Source organism: Rhodospirillales bacterium (assembly GCA_016699855.1).
Classification (GTDB): Bacteria; Pseudomonadota; Alphaproteobacteria; order Reyranellales; family Reyranellaceae.
On record CP064988.1, the window covers coordinates 1,340,227 to 1,361,475 of the forward strand.

The window sequence follows — 21,249 nt, forward strand, 5'->3', positions numbered from 1 at the left end:
GGCAGTTCCCTCAAAATGAGCTTGCCGCCTCTTATCGTATAGACGTATAGACGTTCTCTTGAGGTCTGCGGGTGCGTTTTGCGCCGTTGCGGGCCACTGCAGGACAGGAGCGTCACAATGCTGGTCGGTGTCCCCACGGAAATCAAAACGCACGAGTACCGGATTGCGCTGACACCGGCAGGAGCTCGCGAATTGGTGCAGGCAGGCCACCAGGTCCTCGTCCAACAAGGCGCCGGCGCGGGCTCGGGCTTCACCGACCAGGAATACGTTGCTGCTGGCGCTCACCTGAAACCGACCGCGCGCACGATCTTCGACGCGGCCGACATGATCGTGAAGGTCAAGGAGCCGCTTGACGAAGAGTGCGCAATGCTCAGGCCCGGCCAAGTTCTCTTCACCTACCTGCATCTGGCGGCATCGGCGAAGCAGACAGCGCTCCTGATGCAGTCGGGCAGTGTCGCGATCGCCTATGAGACCATCACGGATTCGGCGGGAGGCCTGCCGCTCCTGGCCCCTATGAGCGAGATTGCGGGCAAGCTCTCGATCCAGGCGGGTGCCGCTTTCCTGGAAAAGGCCCGTGGCGGAAGCGGCGTGCTTCTCGGTGGAATTGCGGGCGTGCCGCCGGGACGTGTCGTGATTATTGGCGCCGGCGTTTCCGGATCCAACGCCGCTCGCGTCGCGTTCGGCATGGGCGCAGAGGTGACCGTGCTCGACCGGTCGATCTCGAAGCTGCGGGGAATCGACGAAGCCTACGACGGACGCATCAAGACGCTCGTCGCCACACCAACCGGGATCGAGGGCGCGGTCCTTCACAGCGACATTGTCGTCGGTGCGGTGCTGGTCCCCGGAGCGCCGGCGCCGCGAGTGCTGTCCCGGCAAATTCTTCCGAAAATGCGCCCCGGCTCGGTCGTCGTCGACATCTCGATCGACCAGGGCGGATGTTTCGAGACCTCCCGCCCGACCACGCACGCAGACCCGGTGTATGTCGAGGACGGCATCATCCACTACTGCGTGACCAACATGCCGGGCGCCGTGGCGCGCTCCTCGACCATCGCACTCACGAACGCCACTCTGCCCTTCGTCCTGGCCATCGCGGATAAAGGCTGGCGGCAAGCACTGCTTTCGGACCTCAACCTCCTCGCCGGATTGAACGTGTGCGACGGCAAGCTCACCCATCCTGGGGTGGCGCATGGCCTCTCCCGGAGCACGGACTTCGTGAGCCCGGAACTCATGCTCGCGAGCTAGCACGGCCCGGGAGCGCAGCATGAGCCCGGCCTCGCCGATCGAGGGTGTCCTGGCACTTGCCGGCTGCATCGTCGTGCTGCTGTGGGGCATGCGCGCCGTCCGTGAGGGCATTCTCCGGGCCTGGGGAGCCGACCTCCGCCGGGTTCTCGGACAGACCGGCGCCCGACACAGTACCGCGTTCGCGGTGGGCTTCCTGATCACGTTACTCGTGCAAAGCACGACCGCTACGTCGCTAATCGCCGCGGCGCTCGTTCGCCGTCGCATCCTGGTCCTTCCCGCTGCTCTGGCGATCGTTCTAGGGGCCGACGTCGCGGCAAGCGTGGTCGCCCAGCTCCTATCGTTGCGCTTGTCGGCTCTCTGGCCGGTCTTCTGCGTGCTGGGGTTCCTTGCCGCAAGCCGGGATCGCCAGCCCAAGGTGCGGGATGCTGGCCAGGCCCTGGTCGGCCTCGGCCTCATGCTGCTGTCGCTCCGGGTCATTGGCGAGATTTCGGTCCCGTTGCGCGCCTCGCCCTACCTGTCGTCGGTCCTGCTGTCGGTGTCGGATGAGCCGATCCTGCTCGTTCTGATCGGCGCGGTGCTTACCTGGGCCGCGCACTCGAGCTTGGCCACGATGCTCTTCATCGTCTCGTTCGCGGCAAACGGTACGCTGACGCCCGAGATCGCACTGCCCCTGGTTCTCGGAGTCAATCTTGGAGGTTCGTGGCCTGCCATCACGGCCACCTTCGGGGCAAGTGCAGAGGAGCGGCGCGTACCGCTCGGCAACCTCGTCTTCAAGCTTGCGGGCGTTGCGCTGGGATTGTCGCTGCTGCCGCCGATCAGCCGGCTCATGTCCGACGTAGCGCCGGATGTTGCCCATCAGGCGACGTTTCTCCACATCCTGTTCAATGTCGTGGTGTCAGCTGTCTTCGCACCGGCCCTCAATATAACGGCCAGGATCCTGTCCAAGCTCGTTCCGGATCCGCCCCCCGGGGACGAGGTCGGCAAGCCTCGCCATCTCCCCGCGGCCGGTAGAGCTGACTCCCTCGCGACCTCGCTCGCCGGAGCCTCCCGGGAGGCCCTGCGCATGTGCGACATCATCGAAGTCATGCTGAAGACGGCATTTGTTAACTTCGAGAACGGCAGCGAAGCGAGCGTGAAGGAGGTGCGGCGGCAGGACAAAGGGCTCGATGCGCTGCATGAGGCGGTGAAGCTCTACCTGGCGCAGTTGGCCTGGGAAGGCGCCGGCGAGGAGGAAAGCCGCCGATACGGCATCGTGATCGGCTTCGCGACCATGCTCGAGCACGTCGGCGACGTCGCGTCGCGCGGCCTCCTGCGTATCGCGCTGAAGAAGATCCGGCGCCAGATCAGCTTCTCTGCTGCGGGATTTGCCGAACTTCAGGAACTGGAGGCTGAGGTCCTGCGCCAGCTCAGTCTCTCGACAACGCTCTTTCTCACCGAAGACATTCGAACTGCCCGCGAGATGCTGGAGAACGAGGCCGCCTTCCGGGCCATCGAGCGCCGCACTGTCGACAATCACCTGCAACGGCTGAGCAACCAGGTACCGGAAACACTAGACTCGAGCTCAATTCATCTCGACGTCCTGCGAGAGCTGCGCCACATCCACTCGCTGATTACGTCGACCGCTCATCCGATCCTGGAGAAAGCAGGCGAGCTGTGCGGCACCAGGCTGAGGAAGCCGCCCTCGCCGCAAGGCCAGTTCACCTGACGGCCCATCTCGACTGCTTGACTTATTAATATATACGTATAGATGTCTACTTCTTCCAACTGGGAGAAGAACGCATGCGCCCGCCACGCCTAGTCCGTCGTCATCTGATCAAGGGATCGGCCGCCGCTTGGGCCGTACCGGGAGCCGCCTCAGGACAGGACTCGTGGCCACGACGTCCCATCAAGCTGGTCGTGCCGTTCTCGGCTGGAGGCACCACCGACTTCGTCGCGCGGATCTTCGCGCCCCCCATGTCGGGAAAGCTTGGGCAGCAGATCGTGGTGGAGAACAAGACCGGCGCCGGGGGTACGCTGGGTGCAGATGCGGTCGCGAAAGCCTCAAACGATGGCTACACGATGGGCATAGCAACGGTCTCGACCCATGCGATCGCACCCGCCCTGATGCGCCGCCCCCCTTACCAACCCGCGGTCGACTTCACCCCGATCGCGACGATCGCGACCACGGCCATGGCGATCTTCGCCAACCCAGCGGTCGGCACGACCCTGGCCGATCTGCAGACGAAGGCGAAGAAGGACCCTGGCGCCTACTACTTCGCTTCACCGGGCAGCGGGTCGCTCGGGCATCTTGCGGGGCTTTGGTTCAACGAACTGACGGGCTGCGACCTTACACACGTCCCTTATCGCGGCGGCAGCCCGGCGCTCCAGGACCTGATCGCCGGCCGTGTCCAAGTTCTCTTCGACAACATCCCGACGGCCCTGCCCCAGGTGGAATCGGGATCGGTGCGGGCGCTGGCGGTGACATCACCAGCACGTTCGGCCTCCCTTCCCTCCATCCCGACGACGGCTGAGGCGGGCTTGCCGATGTTCGAGATCCTTAGCTGGACGATGCTTGTCGGCGCTCCGAACCTGGGCCCCGAAATCGTCGAGGCAGCGAACGCTGCTGTGAATGCCGTCATCAGCAATCCGAACGTGAAAGAACGACTCGCCCAGTCCAGCGTCGACGTTAAAGGCGGGTCCGCCAAGGAGGCCGCGAACTTCCTTAAGTCGGAACTTGCTAAATGGGCACCCATCGCGAAGGCGTCAAAAGTCATTCTGGATTAGCGACCAAGTATGCAGGCTGGTGTTTAGCAATGGCGGCTCGCTGGGCGGCGACCCTGCTCACTTTTGCAGGGTCACAGAAAGACTATTCGCCTCGATATAGCGAGACATCTTCCTCAAGGAGGCCACCATGATGCAACTCATCACGAGCGACAGCCATGGCACCTGCGTTGACGAGCTAGGTGAGCCGAAGGCGATCGGCCGTTCGCTTGCGGTAGCTGGCCATCTCGATATCTCGGCTGGCAGTCTCGGTCGAATCCGTGCCGCGGGCCAACTCAAGGGCCCCCCCTTTGTGGTGCCTGGTGACCGCGTTGGCGGCCCAATCGCTCCGCTTTGCCTAACGCCGCCTGCCTCAGCCGTCGGTCAAAGACTCTGAGTTGACGCCCCGCCGAGGGCTGCTTCTGGAGCACATCATGGGGATCGAGCCCAGGTATCTGCGCACCGTCATCGCAGCAGCAGAGCACGGAAGTCTGCGGCGAGCGGCGGCAGCACTCGGCACTAAGCAATCGACACTCAGCCGCCATATCCGGCAACTGGAAAAGCAGCTGGGCGTGCAGCTGTTCGAGCGTTCGAGCGGCGGCGTGCGTGCCACAGTGACGGGTAGCGAGATCGTGCGAAGATCGCGACGTCTGCTGGAGCAGATGGATCGCATGGCATCGGTAGCTCAGTCCACCGGTCGCGGCGAAGCTGGAGGCATCACGATCGGCACCTGCACGCCGCTTTCAGCCAACAGGTTCCGGGCGCTGCTGGCCGAATACCTCCGGGCATTCCCGGACGTCGAATTTCAAGTGGTGGAACATGCCCGTGCGAGACTGCTCGCCGGCCTAGCAATGGGGGACATCGATATCGTCGTCGTCGCCGGCGAAAGCAAGGCGCACGACGGTCCCTCGATGTTTCTATGGTCCGAACGGATCTTCGTAGCGCTTCCTGCAGGTCATCGTCTGACAGGCAACGAGACGATCTATTGGCCCGACCTCAAGGGAGAGGCATTCCTGCTCAGTCGGCGAGACCCAGGATTAGACCTGCACGGCGTCATAGTGCAGAAGCTTGCAGCGCCCGGAGAAGCGGTGGACGTCACATGCTGGAGTGTTGCTCATGATAGCATCCTCGCTATGCTGGAGGTACTGCAGAAAGTCAGCATCCAGTGCGAGTCCTGGACTGGCTTTGCCTGTCCCGGGGTGATCTTTCGCGCGGTGCGCGACGCCGCAGGGCCGAGCTATATCGCCTTTACCGCATGCTGGGAGCATGAAAACAGCAATCCCGCCCTCGCGCGCTTCCTCGAAATGCTACGCAAGGATCACCCTCAGACCGTAGGCAACTAACATTCCGATCGCTCGGGCGGTGCAATGCTGTTGCGCGCTCTGCGAATCGTGGCAAAAGCCCGGTCGGTCGCCATGAAGCGCGCCAGCATCGGGACCACGAGCCTGGCGGGATCGACCGACTGGCCGGTCTCACGTCCGAGCGCCTCGGCATAGGCGACAAGGTCACGATGAACAGGTGCCGGGACTTCAATCGCGAGCTTGACCGGCTTGTCGTCGGGGATCGCGCTGAGCTTCAGCTTGGCCATGAGTTGCCTCTATCCGCCATAAGGATGCAGCACGAGATCGCGGGTGACGATGACGCGGACCGGATAGCCGGGCCGGATGGTCAACGTCGGCTGGATGTTGAGATTGCGGCGAACGACCTGCTGGCCGGCTTGGTTAAGCGTGTCGCCGGTGCCACGGCGCAAGGCGCGGATGATGTCGCTGTCGTTCTGGTCTGATCCAACCTCGGTGCCGACCGCCAGGATGGTCGAGAGCAACGCTGCCTTGAACAGAGATCCCCAATGATGATCAACCCCGTCCTCGAGCCCAGCTTGCCCCGAGGCGTCTGCACCGGGCTGGCGCTCGAGCACGATCGAATAGCCATTGGGCAGGATCAGCCGTGTCCAGACCAATAGGAGACGCGACTGCCCGAATGAGACTTGGCTGTTGTAGACACCAATCAACCGAGCTCCTTGGGGAATCAGCAGCGATCGGCCGGTGGGCGTGTCGTAAACGTTCTCAGTTACCTGAGCGGCAATCTGCCCCGGAAGGTCGGAGCGTAGACCGGTGATCAGGGCCGCCGAGATGATGGCGCCGGCCTGCAGGACGTAAGGGGACGCCGGTAGCACCAGACGATCGGGACTGGTGGTGCGACGGTCGACCGGCGCGTTCAGGAACGCAAGCTTCCGATCCTGCCCGTTCTGGATGGAGGCTTCGTCGAGCGACGACGGGGCCCCTCCCCCCGATGCTCGAGCTGCTGGCCCCGCGGCCGATGCCGCCTGCGGGCGGTTGGTGGTGGCGAACAGGCGGCTGACGCGGGCCGCTTCCGTTTCCTGCGCGCGGCGCTGTATCTCGGGATCCGGCATTGATGCAGCAGCTTGACCCTGGGCCGCCACGATCGGCCGCCCGAGATCGCCCGGCAGGGGCGGGCCGAGCGGCAGTGCGTCGCGCCGAACGCCGACATAGTCGCGGGGTAAAGCGGCAAGTCCATCGGCCACGCTGCGGCGGTCCGTCGTATAGAGCTCCTGGGGCGCGACGCCGCGTAGCCGATCACCCTGCAAGGCCCACAGCACAGCCCCGCAAGTCACGATAGCAGCAAGCGCCGTGCCGCCGATCAGGACATTACGCGACAGGCGGGTAACGCGTGGCCCCTCCGGCCGCAGCCTGAAGGCACGTGCGGGCCCAGGGAGCGAAGAAGCAGACTGCGATTGGTCCGTCATCGCGGCCTGCCGTCCGTGCGCACGATCCGGACTGTCTCCTGGCTCTCGCCGCCGAGCCGCAGCTCAGCCGCGGCGAACAGCCGGTCGACGATCAGAACGTTGCCGAATGTGCGCGAGTTGACGAGTTCCGGCTTACCGTCGGGACCGACGATGAAGAGCGGCGGCATCTCGCCCTGGACGATGCCCGGCGAGAACTCGATGTAGACCTTGCGGCCGTCGTCATAGGCGTTGACGGGCCGCCAGGGCGGTAAGTCGCCTTCGATCGCATAGCGGTAACGGCGCAGGGCGATTTCTGGGAGAACTGGCACCGGCGGCAAGGCACGGAGACTCTTGCCTCGGCTCTCGGGATAGAACCAGGCCACCGAGGGCATGTAGGGCCGGTCGTGTGCACGCAATTCGATCAGATAGGTGCGCCGGTCAGTGTTGACGATGAGGTTGGTCTCTATAGCAGGTCGGGTCGGCTTGACCAGGATGTGCACGCGCCGCGTGTCGCCGTTGCCGCTTTCGGTATCGCCAATGATCCAGCGCACGGTATCGCCCGCAGCGACCGGCCCCGAGCCGGTGAGCTGCTCGCCCGGCTCGAGGGCGATGTCGGTGACCTGTCCCGGAGCGACGTAGACCTGATAGAGGCCGCCTGGGCTGTAAGGGAACACCTGCACGGCGTTGAAGTAGCCCTCACGGCGCGGCTCGATGCGCGCGGCGCCATTGGCGGCCTCGACGCGAGCGATCGGCCCCTTCGCATCTGCCGCGCCCCCGCGTGAGGGTGTCCAGGGCGGCGGAACGTGCAGTGGCCGCGGCTGATGTTCAGCCGGCGCCGATGAGACGGGAAGCGGCGGCACGTTCTCGTCGTAGCTGATTTGCGGCGGCTTGGTCGATGCGCATCCGGTAGTCGCCAGCAGCGAGAGAAGTAAGGCCGGCCTCATGGCTTGCCTCTTTCTTACTTGCCTCATTGTGCGAGCTCCTTCGACCAGTTGATGGCGTTGACGAAGACGCCGAGTGGATTCTTGCGCAGGCGATCGGCATTGCGCGGCGTCTCGATCACGATGGTGAGGATGGCGGTCCACCGCTCGGTGGCGGCAAGCTGGCCGTTTTCGTATCGGCGCTCGGTCCACGCCACCCGAAAACTTTCCGGCGACGCCCTGATGACGCTCGAGACCTCGACGGAGATCTGCATCTTGCCCAGCTTGGCGAAGGGGTCGGTGCGGCGCGCATAGTCATTGAGCGCCGCGGCACCGCGATCGGTGGTGAACTCGTAGGCGCGCAACCAGCCTTGGCGCAGCACGACCGCGTCAGACGGCAGGCCGCGCACATCCTCGATGAAACGCGCCAGATGGAAGGCGATCTGCGGATCGGTCGGCCGATAGGAAGCGTCGGCCGGCGCGATCGCCTGCGCTGGCCGAGCTTGTCGACCTGGACGACCCAGGGCGTGATGGTGCCACGCCCCGCCTGCCAGATGAGGCCAGCGGCGAGACCGGCCGCCAGCACCAGGCAGCCGAACGCCATCAGGCGCCAGTTCTTCGCCTGAACGCGGGCAGAACCGATCCGGTCATCCCAGACCTGTGCGGCCTTCTGATAGGGCGTTTCAGGTGCGGGTGAGTGGCCGTAGCGCACGGAAGAACGCTTGAACATCAACGGTTTCCTTCGGAGAGATCAATGGAGGATCCGCCGCCGCCGTGATCGCCGGAGCGGACGGCGTGGATGGCGGCTGAGGCGCCATGACTGGCGGCCTGGCTCCGCCGCATGCGCTGCGCCCAGGCGGGCGGTGTGTCGCCCGGTTCCGGCGCGGTGCCAGTGTCTGAACCGCCGGCTGCGGCACGACCGCCCGCTTCAAAGTTGGTTGCGAGGCTGGAACCAGCCCGACGCAGCGGACTGCCGACAGCAGAGGCTCCAGTCATGGTCACACCGGACAGGCCACCGCCGCGATAGGCGGCTGTTGCCCCGCCAGCCAGCGCGGCGGAGCCGCGCGCCACACCGGCCGCGGCGCTCGCACCACCTGCGGCGATGGCGCCTGCTGCGACACCAAGGCCGCCAGCCGCCAAGCCCGTTCCCACGGCGGCGCCGGCGCCGAGCTGCGGCCCGCCCGAGACGATGCCGTTGGCGATGCCCGGTCCGAAGATGCCCAGCCCCAGCAACGCCAGCGAGGCGAGCACCAGCGCCATGGCATCCTCGATGGAAGGCTGTGCACCGCCTGATCCCGAGGTGAACTGCGAGAACAAGGTCGAGCCGATGCCGACGATGACAGCCAGCACCAGGACCTTCACGCCCGAGGACACGACGTTGCCCAGCACGCGCTCGGCCAGGAAGGCAGTCTTGGTGAAGAGTCCGAACGGGATCAGCACGAAGCCGGCAAGGGTCGTCAGCTTGAACTCGATCAGGGTGATGAAGAGCTGGACGGCGAGAATGAAGAAGGCGAGCAGCACCACGACCCAGGCGAACAGAAGCACCGCGATCTGGATGAAGTTCTCGAAGAAGCTGATGTAGCCCATCAGTCCGGAGATGGAGTCGAGGATGGGCCGTCCGGCATCGAGACCGACCTGGGCGACGCGGCCGGGACGCAAAAAGTCCGCCGCCGACAGACCAGTGCCGGAAGCCTTCAGACCCAAACCCGCGAAGCTGTCGAACACGATGCGGGCGAGGCTGTTCCAGTTGCCAATGAGGTAGGCGAAGGCGCCGATGAACAGAGTCTTCTTGACGAGCCGAGCGATGACATCCTCGTCCCGGCCCCAAGCCCAGAACAGCGCGGCCAGCGTCAAGTCGATCGCGGCCAGCGTGGCCGCCAGGAAGCCGACTTCGCTGCCCAGCAGCCCGAAGCCGCTGTCTATGTAGCTGGTAAAGACTTCGAGGAACCGGTCGATGACGCCTGTGCCGCCCATCGGCCCTTACCCCGCGTTTCATGCCTGGTTGCAGACAGCTCACTCGTGGAACATTCGGACGATCGAGGGCTGATATCCCTGATTGGGCGCAAGGAAGCGCCGGAGCTGCTCCCTCGCCTGGTCCTGGGCAGCGACGCGCGCGGCCGCCTCGAGACTCTGGGCCCGGCCCTGCGCGGCAATAGCTGCCGTCAGATCCGCGAGCTGTTGTGCCTGCAGCGCGAGGAGCTGGTTGCCCGCCTGCACCGCCTCCAGCGCCCCAACCGCGCCCTGGCTCGCGTCGACCAAAGCGGACATCTCGGTGCGATTGGTGTCGAGGTTGCCCACCACCGTCGCCTGGACGCGCAGAGCATCCTGCAAACCTGCCACCGAGTTCTGCCAACGAGCTTGCGCATTGGCGATCAGCACTTGATCCGACTGGTTCGCCGACGCCGGCGCATAGGTCGTCGAAAAGGCCCGATCGATCTGTTGAACGTCGTAGGCGATGTTCTGCGCCTGGCCGAGCAATTGCCGGGTCCGGCCGATGGACTGCTGCAGTTGCTGCAGGGAGGAGTACGGCAGGCTCGTGAGATGGCGCGCCTGGTTCATCAGCATCTGCGCTTCGTTCTGCAGCGACAGAATCTGATTGTTGACCTGCTGCAGGGTGCGCGCCGCCGTCAGCAGGTTCTGCGAGTAGTTGCTGGGGTCGAACACCGTCATCTGAGCGACAGCCGGCAGCGCGGTGCCCGCGATGGCGACTGTAGCCGCGAGTGTGACGCCGAAGCGACGAATGGAAGTCATGACGATTCTCCTGTGTTGAGGTCGGGGATGAAGTCTGCGGCCCAGGCGACGCCGCGAGCTGCAAGCCAGCCGGCAAGGAAGCCCTCGCGGCCGTGCTCGGCGAGGATGCGTTCGATCAGGGCCTGGTCGGTCTTCGACGAGGCGGCGGTGAGGGCAAGCGCCACCTCGCCGAGCCCGAGCTCGAACAGGCGGTTGCCGCGGCGGGACTGGCAGTAGTAGTCGCGCTTGGGCATTGCCCGCGCGAGGATCTCGATCTGGCGATCGTTGAGGCCGAAGCGCCGGTAGATCGCCGTGATCTGCGGCTCGATCGCCCGCTCGTTCGGCAGCAGCAGCCGGGTCGGACAGCTCTCGATGATGGCCGCCGCGATGGCCGAGCGGTCGATGTCGGAGAGGGACTGCGTGCCGAACACGACGGACGCGTTCTTCTTGCGCAGAGTCTTCAGCCACTCGCGTAGCTGGCCGGCAAAGCCCTCGTCATCGAGCGCCAGCCAGCCCTCGTCGACGATCAGCAAGGTCGGACGTCCGTCGAACCGGGCTTCCAGGCGATGGAACAGGTAGGCCAGAACGGCTGCGGCGGCGCCCGTGCCGATCAGGCCCTCGGTCTCAAAGGCTTGTACCGAGCCCTCGCCCAGATGCTCGCGCTCCGCGTCGAGCAGGCGGCCATAGGCGCCGCCGATGCAGAACGGCCGCAGCGCCTGCTTGAGGTGGTTCGACTGGAGCAGGACGGCAAGACCCGTGATCGTGCGCTCGCCCACGGGGGCGCTGGCAAGCGAGGTCAGCGCCGTCCACAGGTGCTCCTTCAGCTCCGGCGTGATCGCAATGCCCTCGCGCAGCAGGATGGCGACGATCCAGTCGGCCGCCCAGGCGCGCTCTGGTACCTGATCGATGCCGGCGAGCGGCTGCAGCGAGACGCTGGCGGCCGCCCCTTCGGTCAGGCCGCCGCCGAGATCGTGCCAGTCGCCGCCCATGGCGAGCGTCGCCGCGCGGATCGAGCCGCCGAAGTCGAAGGCGAAGACCTGCGATCCCGGATACCGGCGGAACTGCAACGCCATCAGCGCCAGCAGCACCGACTTGCCGGCACCGGTCGGCCCGACCACGAGCGTGTGCCCGACGTCGCCAACATGAAGGGAAAACCGGAACGGGGTGGAGCCTTCGGTCTTGCCGTAGAGCAAGGGGGGGGGCACCGAAGTGCTCATCCCGTTCCGGCCCCGCCCACACCGCCGACAGCGGGATCATGTGGGCGAGATTGAGCGTCGAGATCGGCGGTTGCCGGACGTTGGCGTAGACATGGCCCGGCAGCGAGCCAAGCCAGGCGTCGACGGCGTTGATCGTCTCGGGCATTGCGGTGAAATCGCGGCCCTGCACCACCTTCTCGACCAGCCGCAGCTTCTCGGCGGCCAGCTGTGGATCGGCATCCCAGACGGCGATGGTCGCCGTCACATAGGCTTGGCCGGCATGGTCGGCCCCGAGCTCCTGCAGGGCCATGTCGGCGTCGGCCGCCTTGTTGGCCGCGTCGGTGTCGACCAGCACCGACGCCTCGTTGGTCATCACCTCCTTGAGGATGGCGGCAACTGACTTGCGCTTGGCAAACCACTGCCGCCGGATCTTGGTCAGCAGCCGGGCCGCGTCGGTCTTGTCCATCAGGATGGCCCGCGTCGACCACCGATAGGCGAAGGCCAAGCGGTTGAGGTCGTCGAGAAGGCCCGGCGTCGTGACACTCGGAAAGCCGACGATGGTCAGGATGCGCAAATGCTGATCGCCCAGACGTGGCTCCAGGCCGCCCGTGAGCGGCTGGTCGGCAAGGAGCGCATCGAGATACATCGGTGTCTCGGGCACCCGCACGCGCTGGCTCCGGGTTGAGACGGTCGAGTGGAGATAGGTCAGAGTCTGCCTGTCATCGAGCCAGGCGCATTCCGGCATGAAGCTTTCGATGAGCTGCAGGACACGGTCGGTGCGATCGATGAAGCCGTGCAGGACCTCGCGGGGATTGACGCCCTTCCCGCTCCTTCCTTCATAAAGCCAGCGCTCAGCCCGGGCGGTGTCTTCAGCAGGCGGGAGGTAGACGAAGGTGAGGAAGTAGCTCGATTCGAAGTGGCTGCCCGCCTCCTCGAATCCGGCCTTGCGTTCGGCGTCGACCAGGGCGGATGCGGGATCGGGAAAGCGGTCCGCCGGATAGGCGCCGACAGCGTGCCGTTGCGCCTCGACGAAGATCGCCCAGCCCGACCCCAGCCGACGGAAGGCACTGTTGAGCCGGCCGGCGACGGCCACCAGTTCGGCCGGAACCGCCGAGTCGAGATCGGGCCCGCGGAAGCGTGCGGTCCGCTGGAAGCTGCCGTCCTTGTTGAGGACAACGCCCTCCCAGGCCAGCGCAGCCCAGGGCAGCAAATCAGCAAGCCTCGTCGAGGTTCGGCGATATTCGGCGAGATTCATCATGGCGGCCCCTCAGACGCTCAGATGACCGGGGATGCGCAGGTGGCGGCGCACCACGTCGACGAACTGAGGATCGCGCTTGGCCGCCCACACGGCGGCGAGATGGCCGATCACCCAGAAGCCGAGGCCGACCAGCCAGAGGCGCAAGCCGAGGCCGAGTGCTGCCGCTAAGGTGCCGTTGAGGATGGCGATCGAGCGCGGCGCACCGCCCAGCAGGATCTGCTCGGTGAGCGCCCGGTGTATCGGGACGGCATAGCCCGGAACGTCATGCGCGTATTCGGTGAACCCCGCCATCAGACCAGCGCTCCGCCGCCGAAGGAGAAGAACGACAGGAAGAAGCTCGAGGCGGCGAAGGCGATCGAGATGCCGAACACGATCTGGATCAGCCGGCGGAAGCCACCGGAGGTGTCACCGAAGGCCAGAGTAAGACCGGTGACGATGATGGTGATCACGGCGACGATCTTGGCCACCGGGCCTTCGACAGATTGCAGGACCTGCTGCAGAGGCTGCTCCCACGGCATGCTGGAGCCCGCCGCATAGGCCGCCGACGAGAAGACCAGCAGCGTCGAGGACAAAGTGGCGGCGGCCAACACGGCGTGCCGTGTCGCAAAGCGGATCATTGAGATTCTCCTGCGGATGAGAGGGCGTAGTCGGAGTTGGCATCGAGACCATCGACGCGGGCGAGTTCGGCCAGCCGGCGGGAGACACCCCGGCCCGAGAGGACGGCGATCAGGTCGATGGTCTCGGCGATCAAGGCACGCGGCACGGTGACGACGGCTTCCTGGATGAGCTGTTCCAAGCGGCGCAGCGCACCGATGGCTGTGCCGGCGTGGATCGTGCCGATGCCGCCGGGATGACCGGTGCCCCAGGCCTTGAGGAGATCGAGCGCTTCGGCGCCGCGCACCTCGCCGATCGGGATGCGGTCGGGCCGCAGCCGAAGCGACGACCGCACCAGCTCGGACAAGGAGGCCACGCCATCCTTGGTGCGCAACGCCACGAGGTTGGGTGCGCGACACTGCAGCTCGCGCGTATCCTCGATCAGCACGACGCGGTCCGACGTCTTGGCGACTTCGGCGAGCAGCGCGTTGGCGAGAGTGGTCTTGCCGGTCGAGGTTCCGCCCACGACGAGGATGTTGCGGCGCTTCGCGACAGCCTCGCGGAGGACCGTCGCCTGGCCGACCGTCATGATGCCGGCCGCGGCATACTCCTCGAGGGTGAAGACGGCGACCGCCGGCTTGCGGATCGCGAAGGAGGGTGCCGCGACGACGGGCGGCAGCAGTCCCTCGAAGCGCTCTCCCGTCTCGGGCAGCTCCGCCGAGACGCGAGGACTGCGAGGATGAACCTCGGCTCCGACATGGTGGGCGACCAGCCGCACGATGCGCTCGCCCTCGGCGGGTGAGAGACGCTCCTGTGTCTCGACCAGACCACTCGACAGCCGATCGATCCAGAGCCGGCCATCGGGATTGAGCATCACCTCCACGACCGATGGATCCTCGAGCCACTCGGCGATGGCCGGTCCCAGGGCGGTGCGCAGCATGCGCGCGCCGCGCGAGATCACCTCAGCTTGGAAGGAATGGACCGTCATCGTCACCCCGATTGCAGGACCGTGCGAGCAGCGGTCTTGGAATGGGGTCGATTAGAAAAAGGATGAAACGGGTCGGCGCAACAAGCTCGATGGGGGCCTAGTGCCCTGGCGTACAAAGGCAGGCGAACGGCGGTCGGCTCAGCTCGGCGTGTTTTGCTCGACTGCTGTTTGCGCCTCCGGCTCGATCTCCTGAGAAATCTCCGCGGCCAGGGTCCGGCCTTTGGCCAGGCGACGGCCCAGCGCATCGACATAGCCTTCGTAGCGCTCCCGACCTTTTGCCTGGGCAGCCGGTTGCGCAGCGTCTGGCAAAGGCGGCGTCGCGGTCAGCCAGAACCGCACGAACAGCGCCAGCGCCTCGTTGGAAATGCTGACGTTGCGCTCCAGACGCTCGACCTGTCGAACGAGCCGATCCAGGCGGCGGCCGAGCGCTCCTTCAAGTCTCTCGGAAGCGTCCGGCGACAAGAAGGATGTAAGGGCAGTTTCCACGATGTGGGCCTGCGGTACGCGCTTGCGCGAAGCGTAGTCGGCCAGCTTGAGCGCGACATCGGGTGGTAGACGAAATGTATGCTTGGTGCGCATCTGTCGACTCACAGATCAATCCCAGCGCCAGGATCCGTCGCGGCTTGTCGAGCGAGCCCCCGGGCGGTCGCGCGTAGCCGGCGCGCGCGCACCGCGTCTTCGTCGGCGTCATCCTCGGCAAACTCAAACTCCGGCAACAGCTTTGTCGGCTCGGGTGCGATGTCCTCATGCTCGGCAAGCTCCGGCTCCCGGCGAATCCCGCCATTGGCGGGATCTTCGACGAGCTGCCCCTCCTGAACGCCGGCTGCTTCCCCGCCTGCTGCCGGACTTGGAGGAATAGGCGCCGCGCTCCAGTCATCGAGGGCGATGCTGGAAGCTCTCGGCCGTTCTGGCTTCGGCGCTGGCAGCAGACGCTCCGTCAGCCGCCGGTCCTCGTAGTACCGAGCTTTCCTGGCCCGGATCGGTGGGCAGGCAGAAACCAGCACCAACTCGTCGGTCGCCGGCAACTGCATGACCTCTCCAGGTGTCAGCAAAGGTCGCGCCGTCTCCTGCCGAGAGACCATCAGATGGCCGAGCCATGGACTGAGCCTATGGCCGGCGTAGTTCCTTGCATCACGAATCTCGGTTGCCGTGCCGAGCGCATCCGAGACGCGCTTGGCGGTGCGCTCGTCGTTCGTGGCGAAGCATACGCGCACGTGGCAATTGTCGAGGATGGCATTATTCGGTCCATACGCTTTCTCGATCTGATTGAGCGACTGGGCGATGAGAAAGCTCTTCAACCCATAGCCTGCCATGAAGGCGAGCGCCGATTCGAAGAAGTCGAGGCGGCCCAGTGCGGGAAACTCGTCCAGCATGAGCAGCAGCCGATGGCGCCGCCCCTTGGCATGGAGTTCCTCGGTCAGCCGGCGGCCGATCTGGTTCAACACGAGCCGCACCAGCGGCTTGGTCCGGCTGATGTCGGACGGTGGCACGACGAGGTACAACGTGGTCGGTCGGTCGTTTTCGACGAGATCACGGATGCGCCAGTCGCAGCGGCGCGTCACCTGGGCCACGACGGGGTCGCGGTATAGGCCGAGGAAGGACATGGCGGTGGAGAGCACACCAGAGCGCTCGTTCTCGCTCTTGTTCAACAGCTCCCGCGCCGCCGAGGCGATGACCGGGTGGACGCCCGCCTCACCGAGATGCGCCGTAGTCATCATCGCCCGGAGAGTCGTCTCGATCGGCCGCTTCGGGTCGGACAGAAAGGCGGCGACGCCGGCGAGAGTCTTGTCCTGCCCAGCATACAGGACATGCAGGATCGCGCCGACCAGCAGGGCGTGACTGGTCTTTTCCCAATGGTTTCGGCGCTCCAGCGCGCCTTCGGGGTCGACCAGAACGTCGGCGATGTTCTGGACGTCGCGGACTTCCCATTCGCCCCGGCGAACCTCGAGCAAGGGATTGTACGCCGCCGACTCCGCATTGGTCGGATCGAACAGCAGCACCCGGCCATGCCGTGACCGGAACCCCGAGGTCAGCTCCCAGTTCTCACCCTTGATGTCGTGAACAATCGAGCTGCCTGGCCAGGTCAGCAAGGTCGGCACGACCAGGCCTACACCCTTGCCACTTCGAGTTGGGGCGAAGCAGAGCACGTGTTCCGGTCCGTCATGGCGCAGGTAGTCGGCGCCGAGCTTGCCCAGCACCACCCCGTCTGGACCGATGAGACCCGCGTGGCGCGCCTCGCGGGCCGTCGCCCAACGCGCCGACCCATAGGTCGCCACGTTCTTCGCCTCGCGGGCACGCCAGACCGACATGCCGATTGCGACGGCAATCGAGATCAATCCTCCCGAGGCAGCGATGAAGGCGCCTTCGACGAAGATGGAAGGCGCATAGGCATCGTAAGCGTACCACCACCAGAAGAAGGCGGGCGGGACGTAGAAAGGAACGCCAACGAGTTCGAACCACGGCGGCCCGAGCTGCATCTGGTAGCCCAGCCGCCAAGCCGTCCATTGCGTCGCCCCCCACAAGGTGACGAGCACGATCGCGAAAACGAGGGTCACCTGCCCCCAGAGGATCTTGGTCGCAGACATGGCGACGCAAGATCAGGTCGTCACTCGCCTTCAGTACAAGAGCGGGCTGACGCAGAGCGGCCACGCGGCGGCCCTGGCGTGCAATTCGGCGGACATTGAACCAGCCGCTCGAATAGTCAGCGGCGGTTTGCAAGGATCAGCGTGACGGAAAGCGATCGTCCACCTGTGATCGCAACTTCGCGAACTTCTCCGGCTCATAACGGGTCGCATAGAAATGAGCAGACCATCTGTCACTCAATTCCAGGAAGGCAATCGCTGTGAGGTAGTCGAGGCGAGTGCGATTGGGGAAGTGGCGCACTAAGTGCATCGCAGACGGCACGTTGTTCTTCGCGAACTCACTGAACAGAGCGGTCAATGCAGTCAGCTCAAGAATGGACCGATCAGCGCAAGCCCATTCGGCGTGGGGCGCAACAACCTGAATCCCTACGGGTTTGCGTGGCTCGCGTAGGTGCTGAATACTTTGTAAACCTCGTCTCGCCTCTCGGTCATTTTCGCGCCGTCCCGCTTTCCGAAGCAGTCCGCACGGCGACCGGTTTGAAGCGCTTCCATCGCTCCTGGTCGTCCGCGTCGCGCCATTGCGACACGAGCTTCGGATCGGTGGTGAAATAGTCGATCAGGTTTGCCGTCTCGATGCCGTCGCGCATCTGGGACGCAGCGGTTTGGTAGTATCCCGACAGGAGTAGTTTCAACGCCGAGGCTGAAGCGTTGAAGAGACGTATGCCGAGGAGCTGGATGGTCAGCTTGTCTTGATCGTCGGTCGAGTAGCCTCGTGTAAAATGGTCGAGGGCGTTCATCGCACCTTCAAGCGCTTCTGCATGCAGCAACAGGTCCGGTGACGCCTCGACCGCAGCAATACTTTGCTGTCTAAGTTCCTCTTCATGGCGATGCAGGCTGATGAAGTTCTGTGGAATGCCCAATTTTCTGCTCCGTCACGACAGGGTCCACTACCGGCCGGCGGACGCTGATCACCCTGGCCGGTCAGCGTGTCAGAGGCCCGGTCCTCGAGTTCGTCCAAGAGACCAGCTTACATCCCCGCCGGGCAAGGCGACGCCCGACACCACACGACCGACATGCTGCTCGAGGACGGGCCGCCACGGGACCAGGCTGAAGCCGAGCCCGTCGTCGATCATGGCGAACCGTCCGCTCGAAAGCTGCGTCGAACCGACCAGCGTCCCGGAAACGTGGTTGCCCGGAATAGCGGGCTGCCATTCCCGACCCCGCTCGGCGGCGAGCGCCCGTCCGGTCCGGTCGATGTCGCGGCCCTCCAGCCTGTTCACCATTTCTCTGGAAGCCCGGATCCGACCGTCCCCGAGGTCCGTAGCAAAGCCCTTGTCAGCCAGCCACCGCTGGCGCCTGGTCAGTGCCGCCGTCACGTCCCGACCGAACCCCTCGTCTGCCAGGACGGTGCGCTGACGAGACACCAGCTCACGGTCGAGCCATGTTGCCCCGTCGTGACCGATCTGCTGCTCAAGACCCGAAGGCGAGAGCACAGTGACCCGACCCGCCGCGCGATCCCGCGCGAGGTCGTAGGCTTGCCCGCGCTCGGGCAAGTCGGCCGGGATGCGCCACTGGTCGGCGTCGATCCGCTCGACATGACCCGCCCGACGCAGCGCCTCCAGGCGCCTCACATGGGATCGGACGTACGCAGCGGGATCGCCACCCAGACGCTCGACGGCGCCGACAGCCTGCTCTAGGTGCCGGGCCGGCCGATAGATTCCCTCCTTGCCGGCAATCGCCAGGATGTTCCGGTCCGAGGTACGCGGTCCGGCCTGGCCGGATCCCGCCGCCACGATCATGCCGCGCTGGATATCCTCGGCTCGAGCTGTATCCATCTCAAGGTGATGGACTCGGCCGTCCACGCCGTCGATGACCAGCCGTGCCCGCTCGGCCATCTCGTCACCGCCCAGCCCCTTGTCGAGCACCCGGCCAACGATCGGCTCGGTCATCTTCTCTCGATGAAGGACATAGCCCCCAATGGAGCGGGCGCCGGCCAGCCCTTCCCGATCCAGTGCCCGGTGCATGGTCTTGATGATGTCACCGCGCTCGCCCAGTTCCCGCAAGGCGGGCTCGGCCTTGGGCGACACCGTCCATCGCCCGGGCTCCATCTCGGTGGCCAAGCCCATGCGCTCCAGCTTGCGCGCCCGCTGGATCAGCAGCGCCCGGTTCTGCCGCAGGCTGTCGAGCGTGTCCCGGTCCGGTCTGAGATCGGCGAACTCGTTGCGGCTCCGCTGCTCGGCAATCAGCATGCGATCCAGCCGGGTGAAGCGGTCGGCATCGACCTCCTGCGCCAGGCTGCGGGACACTTCCTGCTCGGACTGGCGGCCCAGTTCTCGCGTCACCGCCTCGCTCGCGCGTTCCCGGATGCCATAAGCGATGTAGTCACCCGCAATGTTAAGGGTCTTGCCGTCATCGGTGACACCCTGGACGATGATATGGGTATGAGGGTGGCCGGTGTTGTGGTGATCGACCGCGATCCAGTCGAGCCGGGTGCCAAGGTCGGTCTCCATCTGCTTCATCAGATCCCGTGTGGTCGCGCGAAGGTCCGAGAGCTCGGCCCCATCTTCCGCCGACACGATGAAGCGGAATTGGTGGCGATCCTCACGGCCCCGTTCGACAAATGCACGACCATCCTCGTCATCCCGGCTGGCCGAATAGACCTGGCCCTTCTCCCCATCCTTCGTCACGCCGTCGCGCTGGAGATAGCGAAGATGCGCGTCGACGGCTTTGGCGCTGACGAACTGCCGCCCTGGGGCAGCGCCGCGCTGTGGGTTGAGCTTCACGACACGAGCTTTGACCGCGACCCGCCGCGAGCGGGTGCGGACGCCACCCTCCCGGCTCCAGGCATTCCGGCTCTTCAGCGCCGCAGCCACCGCGGCGCCACGGCCCCGTGCGTTGAATCGGCCGCTTCCCTTCCCGGCCCCCTTCAATCGGGAAGGATTGCCGCCGGCGCGCCGGATAGCCTGCTGGATCTGACCGGCAAAGCTGTACGGGCGGCCGCGCACACCACCGGCGCGGCGTCCACCGATCCGCGCGCCGCCCCGATCTCGGATCTTGCCGGGGCGGAGGCGGAAGTCGTCGTCATCGCGCGCCATGGCATGACGATTGGGAATTACACGAAGACCTGCAAGCGCCAGAACGCACGCGTCGCCGCGTGGCGTAGAAAAGGTCGTTCCAGCGTAGCGGCGGGTGGCTTGCCCTCAAGCGACGGCGCTGGGAGCCTTGAAAACAAACAGAGAAGTGCCTCAAGAGCCATATGCGTATCGCGGAGAGCCGTCGCCGCGCCCTCAAGAAACAACGTGCAGACAAGCCCTTAGGAGCGCAGCGACGGCAGCGGGGCCACCCGCTTTATCTTGCCGTCCATGATTCAGGGGCCTCCGATCGACCATCTGCACAAGCACGTTTGCACGAATGATCGAACGCTTGCGATCGTCGGCGCTTCAAATCACGGCAGCCGCTTTGCGTACTCACGACGGACAAACAGTCCGCCAGTTTGTGGTGCCAGCCCGGACGCGCCGGCAACGGAACGGCTGTCCGACGTTCGGTCTGGTGACGCTCCCGATAGTGACGACATCGCTGCCCGACTGTCCTGATCACGCGCCGCAAACAGCGGCGACTCTTGCCACGACAGGACACGGCGGCTGCCGGCAACCATGCCATTGGCCTGCCCTTCCCTGATCAGCGGGGCGAGCATGGCGACGTAGAGTTGGGTCTCGGTCGGCAGCTCACGGCCCGTCATCAGATACTCGTCGTAACGCGCAGGACCTGCGTTGTACGCAGCTAGGAAGCCTGGCGAGCCGTAGCGGTCGTGCATCTCGCGCAGATACGCCGCGCCGGCAAGGATGTTGTCGCGCGGCTCATACGGGTCGGCACCGAGCCCGTGACTGGCACGCAAGCCAGCCCAAGTGTCGGGCATGATCTGCATCAATCCCATGGCACCTTGCGGCGACAGCGCCAGCACGTCGCCGCCGCTTTCCATCGCCATCACGGCGCTGATCCAGGATGCCGGCAGGCCAAATCGCTTTGCAGCTTCGTGAACGAAGGCCGCGTAAGGATCGGTGGCGGATGTGCTCTTCGACGACACCGCGGCGGCGGGTTCGGCACGTGCCATTCCGCCAGGTCCGGCCGCGACGGACATCAGCAGGATCTCAGTCATCAACACGGCCGAGCGGACAACGGCTTGCTGGATCCTGGCCGGGAAAGAGGAAGAGTCGCGGCACCGTGCGAACAGGAGCGCGACCTCTTGAGGGAGAGTGC

The 21,249-nt window shown here is 65.4% G+C and carries 17 protein-coding genes and 2 pseudogenes; 4 read left to right on the forward strand and 15 right to left on the reverse strand.

Going from position 1 to position 21,249, the window contains the following annotated elements; genetic code table 11:
- The first annotated feature begins 117 nt into the window (after positions 1 to 117).
- The 4 genes from ald to IPK81_06295 all read left to right on the forward strand — a co-directional run bounded on the left by ald (position 118) and on the right by IPK81_06295 (position 5,324).
- Positions 118 to 1,242, forward strand: coding sequence for an alanine dehydrogenase (gene ald, locus IPK81_06280; GenBank protein QQS13819.1), 1,125 nt, complete (start codon positions 118 to 120; stop codon positions 1,240 to 1,242).
- A 19-nt stretch (positions 1,243 to 1,261) separates the two neighbouring features.
- Complete coding sequence (locus tag IPK81_06285) at positions 1,262 to 2,947, forward strand: Na/Pi cotransporter family protein (protein ID QQS13820.1); 1,686 nt, start codon at positions 1,262 to 1,264, stop codon at positions 2,945 to 2,947.
- Positions 2,948 to 3,021: 74 nt separating this feature from the next.
- The gene (locus tag IPK81_06290; GenBank protein QQS13821.1) at positions 3,022 to 4,005 is read left to right on the forward strand and encodes a tripartite tricarboxylate transporter substrate binding protein; all 984 of its coding nucleotides are present in this window, start codon (positions 3,022 to 3,024) and stop codon (positions 4,003 to 4,005) included.
- A 410-nt stretch (positions 4,006 to 4,415) separates the two neighbouring features.
- Positions 4,416 to 5,324 (forward strand): LysR family transcriptional regulator, encoded by a 909-nt coding sequence (locus IPK81_06295; protein ID QQS13822.1) that lies wholly within the window; start codon positions 4,416 to 4,418, stop codon positions 5,322 to 5,324.
- Here IPK81_06295 and IPK81_06300 read toward each other — a convergent pair.
- The 15 genes and pseudogenes from IPK81_06300 to IPK81_06370 all read right to left on the reverse strand — a co-directional run bounded on the left by IPK81_06300 (position 5,321) and on the right by IPK81_06370 (position 21,148).
- Entirely contained in the window at positions 5,321 to 5,569 is a 249-nt protein-coding gene (locus tag IPK81_06300) for a DUF2274 domain-containing protein (protein QQS13823.1), read from the reverse strand. The genes IPK81_06295 and IPK81_06300 overlap by 4 nt on opposite strands.
- A 9-nt stretch (positions 5,570 to 5,578) precedes the next feature.
- The gene (locus tag IPK81_06305) at positions 5,579 to 6,745 is read right to left on the reverse strand and encodes a TrbI/VirB10 family protein (protein ID QQS13824.1); all 1,167 of its coding nucleotides are present in this window, start codon (positions 6,743 to 6,745) and stop codon (positions 5,579 to 5,581) included.
- A complete protein-coding gene (trbG, locus tag IPK81_06310) occupies positions 6,742 to 7,695 on the reverse strand; it encodes a P-type conjugative transfer protein TrbG (protein QQS13825.1) in 954 nt (317 codons plus the stop codon). The genes IPK81_06305 and trbG overlap by 4 nt, the downstream gene beginning before the upstream one ends.
- A pseudogene (locus IPK81_06315) lies at positions 7,692 to 8,374 on the reverse strand (conjugal transfer protein TrbF). The gene trbG and the pseudogene IPK81_06315 overlap by 4 nt, the downstream one beginning before the upstream one ends.
- Positions 8,374 to 9,618, reverse strand: a complete 1,245-nt coding sequence (gene trbL / locus IPK81_06320; protein QQS13826.1) for a P-type conjugative transfer protein TrbL — start codon at positions 9,616 to 9,618, stop codon at positions 8,374 to 8,376. The pseudogene IPK81_06315 and the gene trbL overlap by 1 nt, the downstream one beginning before the upstream one ends.
- Positions 9,619 to 9,657: 39 nt before the next feature.
- On the reverse strand, positions 9,658 to 10,395 hold the full coding sequence (trbJ, locus tag IPK81_06325) for a P-type conjugative transfer protein TrbJ (GenBank protein QQS13827.1): 738 nt from the start codon (positions 10,393 to 10,395) through the stop codon (positions 9,658 to 9,660).
- Positions 10,392 to 12,828 (reverse strand): annotated as a pseudogene (locus IPK81_06330) (conjugal transfer protein TrbE). Before IPK81_06330 ends, trbJ begins: the two are co-directional and overlap by 4 nt.
- Positions 12,829 to 12,837: 9 nt before the next feature.
- Complete coding sequence (locus IPK81_06335) at positions 12,838 to 13,119, reverse strand: VirB3 family type IV secretion system protein (GenBank protein ID QQS13828.1); 282 nt, start codon at positions 13,117 to 13,119, stop codon at positions 12,838 to 12,840.
- Complete coding sequence (locus IPK81_06340; GenBank protein QQS13829.1) at positions 13,119 to 13,445, reverse strand: TrbC/VIRB2 family protein; 327 nt, start codon at positions 13,443 to 13,445, stop codon at positions 13,119 to 13,121. The genes IPK81_06335 and IPK81_06340 overlap by 1 nt, the downstream gene beginning before the upstream one ends.
- Positions 13,442 to 14,410, reverse strand: a complete 969-nt coding sequence (trbB, locus tag IPK81_06345) for a P-type conjugative transfer ATPase TrbB (protein ID QQS13830.1) — start codon at positions 14,408 to 14,410, stop codon at positions 13,442 to 13,444. Before trbB ends, IPK81_06340 begins: the two co-directional genes overlap by 4 nt.
- A gap of 138 nt (positions 14,411 to 14,548) precedes the next feature.
- Positions 14,549 to 14,989: a CopG family transcriptional regulator gene (locus IPK81_06350; protein ID QQS13831.1), complete on the reverse strand. Its 441-nt coding sequence runs from the start codon at positions 14,987 to 14,989 to the stop codon at positions 14,549 to 14,551.
- Between the two features lie 8 nt (positions 14,990 to 14,997).
- Positions 14,998 to 16,995 (reverse strand): conjugal transfer protein TraG, encoded by a 1,998-nt coding sequence (locus IPK81_06355; GenBank protein QQS13832.1) that lies wholly within the window; start codon positions 16,993 to 16,995, stop codon positions 14,998 to 15,000.
- A 485-nt stretch (positions 16,996 to 17,480) separates the two neighbouring features.
- Positions 17,481 to 17,912: a hypothetical protein gene (locus IPK81_06360; GenBank protein ID QQS13833.1), complete on the reverse strand. Its 432-nt coding sequence runs from the start codon at positions 17,910 to 17,912 to the stop codon at positions 17,481 to 17,483.
- Positions 17,913 to 17,981: 69 nt separating this feature from the next.
- Positions 17,982 to 20,087 carry a relaxase/mobilization nuclease and DUF3363 domain-containing protein gene (locus IPK81_06365; GenBank protein ID QQS13834.1) on the reverse strand — a complete coding sequence of 702 codons (2,106 nt, stop codon included), beginning with the start codon at positions 20,085 to 20,087 and terminating at the stop codon, positions 17,982 to 17,984.
- Positions 20,088 to 20,437: 350 nt separating this feature from the next.
- Positions 20,438 to 21,148 carry a lytic transglycosylase domain-containing protein gene (locus IPK81_06370; protein ID QQS14979.1) on the reverse strand — a complete coding sequence of 237 codons (711 nt, stop codon included), beginning with the start codon at positions 21,146 to 21,148 and terminating at the stop codon, positions 20,438 to 20,440.
- Positions 21,149 to 21,249 lie beyond the last annotated feature (101 nt).

Bases quoted from the DNA above. Each gene is read 5' to 3' on its own strand.
- ald (QQS13819.1), top strand. From the start codon at position 118: ATGCTGGTCGGTGTCCCCACGGAAATCAAAACGCACGAGTACCGGATT.
- IPK81_06285 (QQS13820.1), top strand. From the start codon at position 1,262: ATGAGCCCGGCCTCGCCGATCGAGGGTGTCCTGGCACTTGCCGGCTGC.
- IPK81_06290 (QQS13821.1), top strand. From the start codon at position 3,022: ATGCGCCCGCCACGCCTAGTCCGTCGTCATCTGATCAAGGGATCGGCC.
- IPK81_06295 (QQS13822.1), top strand. From the start codon at position 4,416: ATGGGGATCGAGCCCAGGTATCTGCGCACCGTCATCGCAGCAGCAGAG.
- IPK81_06300 (QQS13823.1), bottom strand. From the start codon at position 5,569: ATGGCCAAGCTGAAGCTCAGCGCGATCCCCGACGACAAGCCGGTCAAG.
- IPK81_06305 (QQS13824.1), bottom strand. From the start codon at position 6,745: ATGACGGACCAATCGCAGTCTGCTTCTTCGCTCCCTGGGCCCGCACGT.
- trbG (QQS13825.1), bottom strand. From the start codon at position 7,695: ATGAGGCAAGTAAGAAAGAGGCAAGCCATGAGGCCGGCCTTACTTCTC.
- trbL (QQS13826.1), bottom strand. From the start codon at position 9,618: ATGGGCGGCACAGGCGTCATCGACCGGTTCCTCGAAGTCTTTACCAGC.
- trbJ (QQS13827.1), bottom strand. From the start codon at position 10,395: ATGACTTCCATTCGTCGCTTCGGCGTCACACTCGCGGCTACAGTCGCC.
- IPK81_06335 (QQS13828.1), bottom strand. From the start codon at position 13,119: ATGGCGGGGTTCACCGAATACGCGCATGACGTTCCGGGCTATGCCGTC.
- IPK81_06340 (QQS13829.1), bottom strand. From the start codon at position 13,445: ATGATCCGCTTTGCGACACGGCACGCCGTGTTGGCCGCCGCCACTTTG.
- trbB (QQS13830.1), bottom strand. From the start codon at position 14,410: ATGACGGTCCATTCCTTCCAAGCTGAGGTGATCTCGCGCGGCGCGCGC.
- IPK81_06350 (QQS13831.1), bottom strand. From the start codon at position 14,989: ATGCGCACCAAGCATACATTTCGTCTACCACCCGATGTCGCGCTCAAG.
- IPK81_06355 (QQS13832.1), bottom strand. From the start codon at position 16,995: ATGTCTGCGACCAAGATCCTCTGGGGGCAGGTGACCCTCGTTTTCGCG.
- IPK81_06365 (QQS13834.1), bottom strand. From the start codon at position 20,087: ATGGCGCGCGATGACGACGACTTCCGCCTCCGCCCCGGCAAGATCCGA.
- IPK81_06370 (QQS14979.1), bottom strand. From the start codon at position 21,148: ATGACTGAGATCCTGCTGATGTCCGTCGCGGCCGGACCTGGCGGAATG.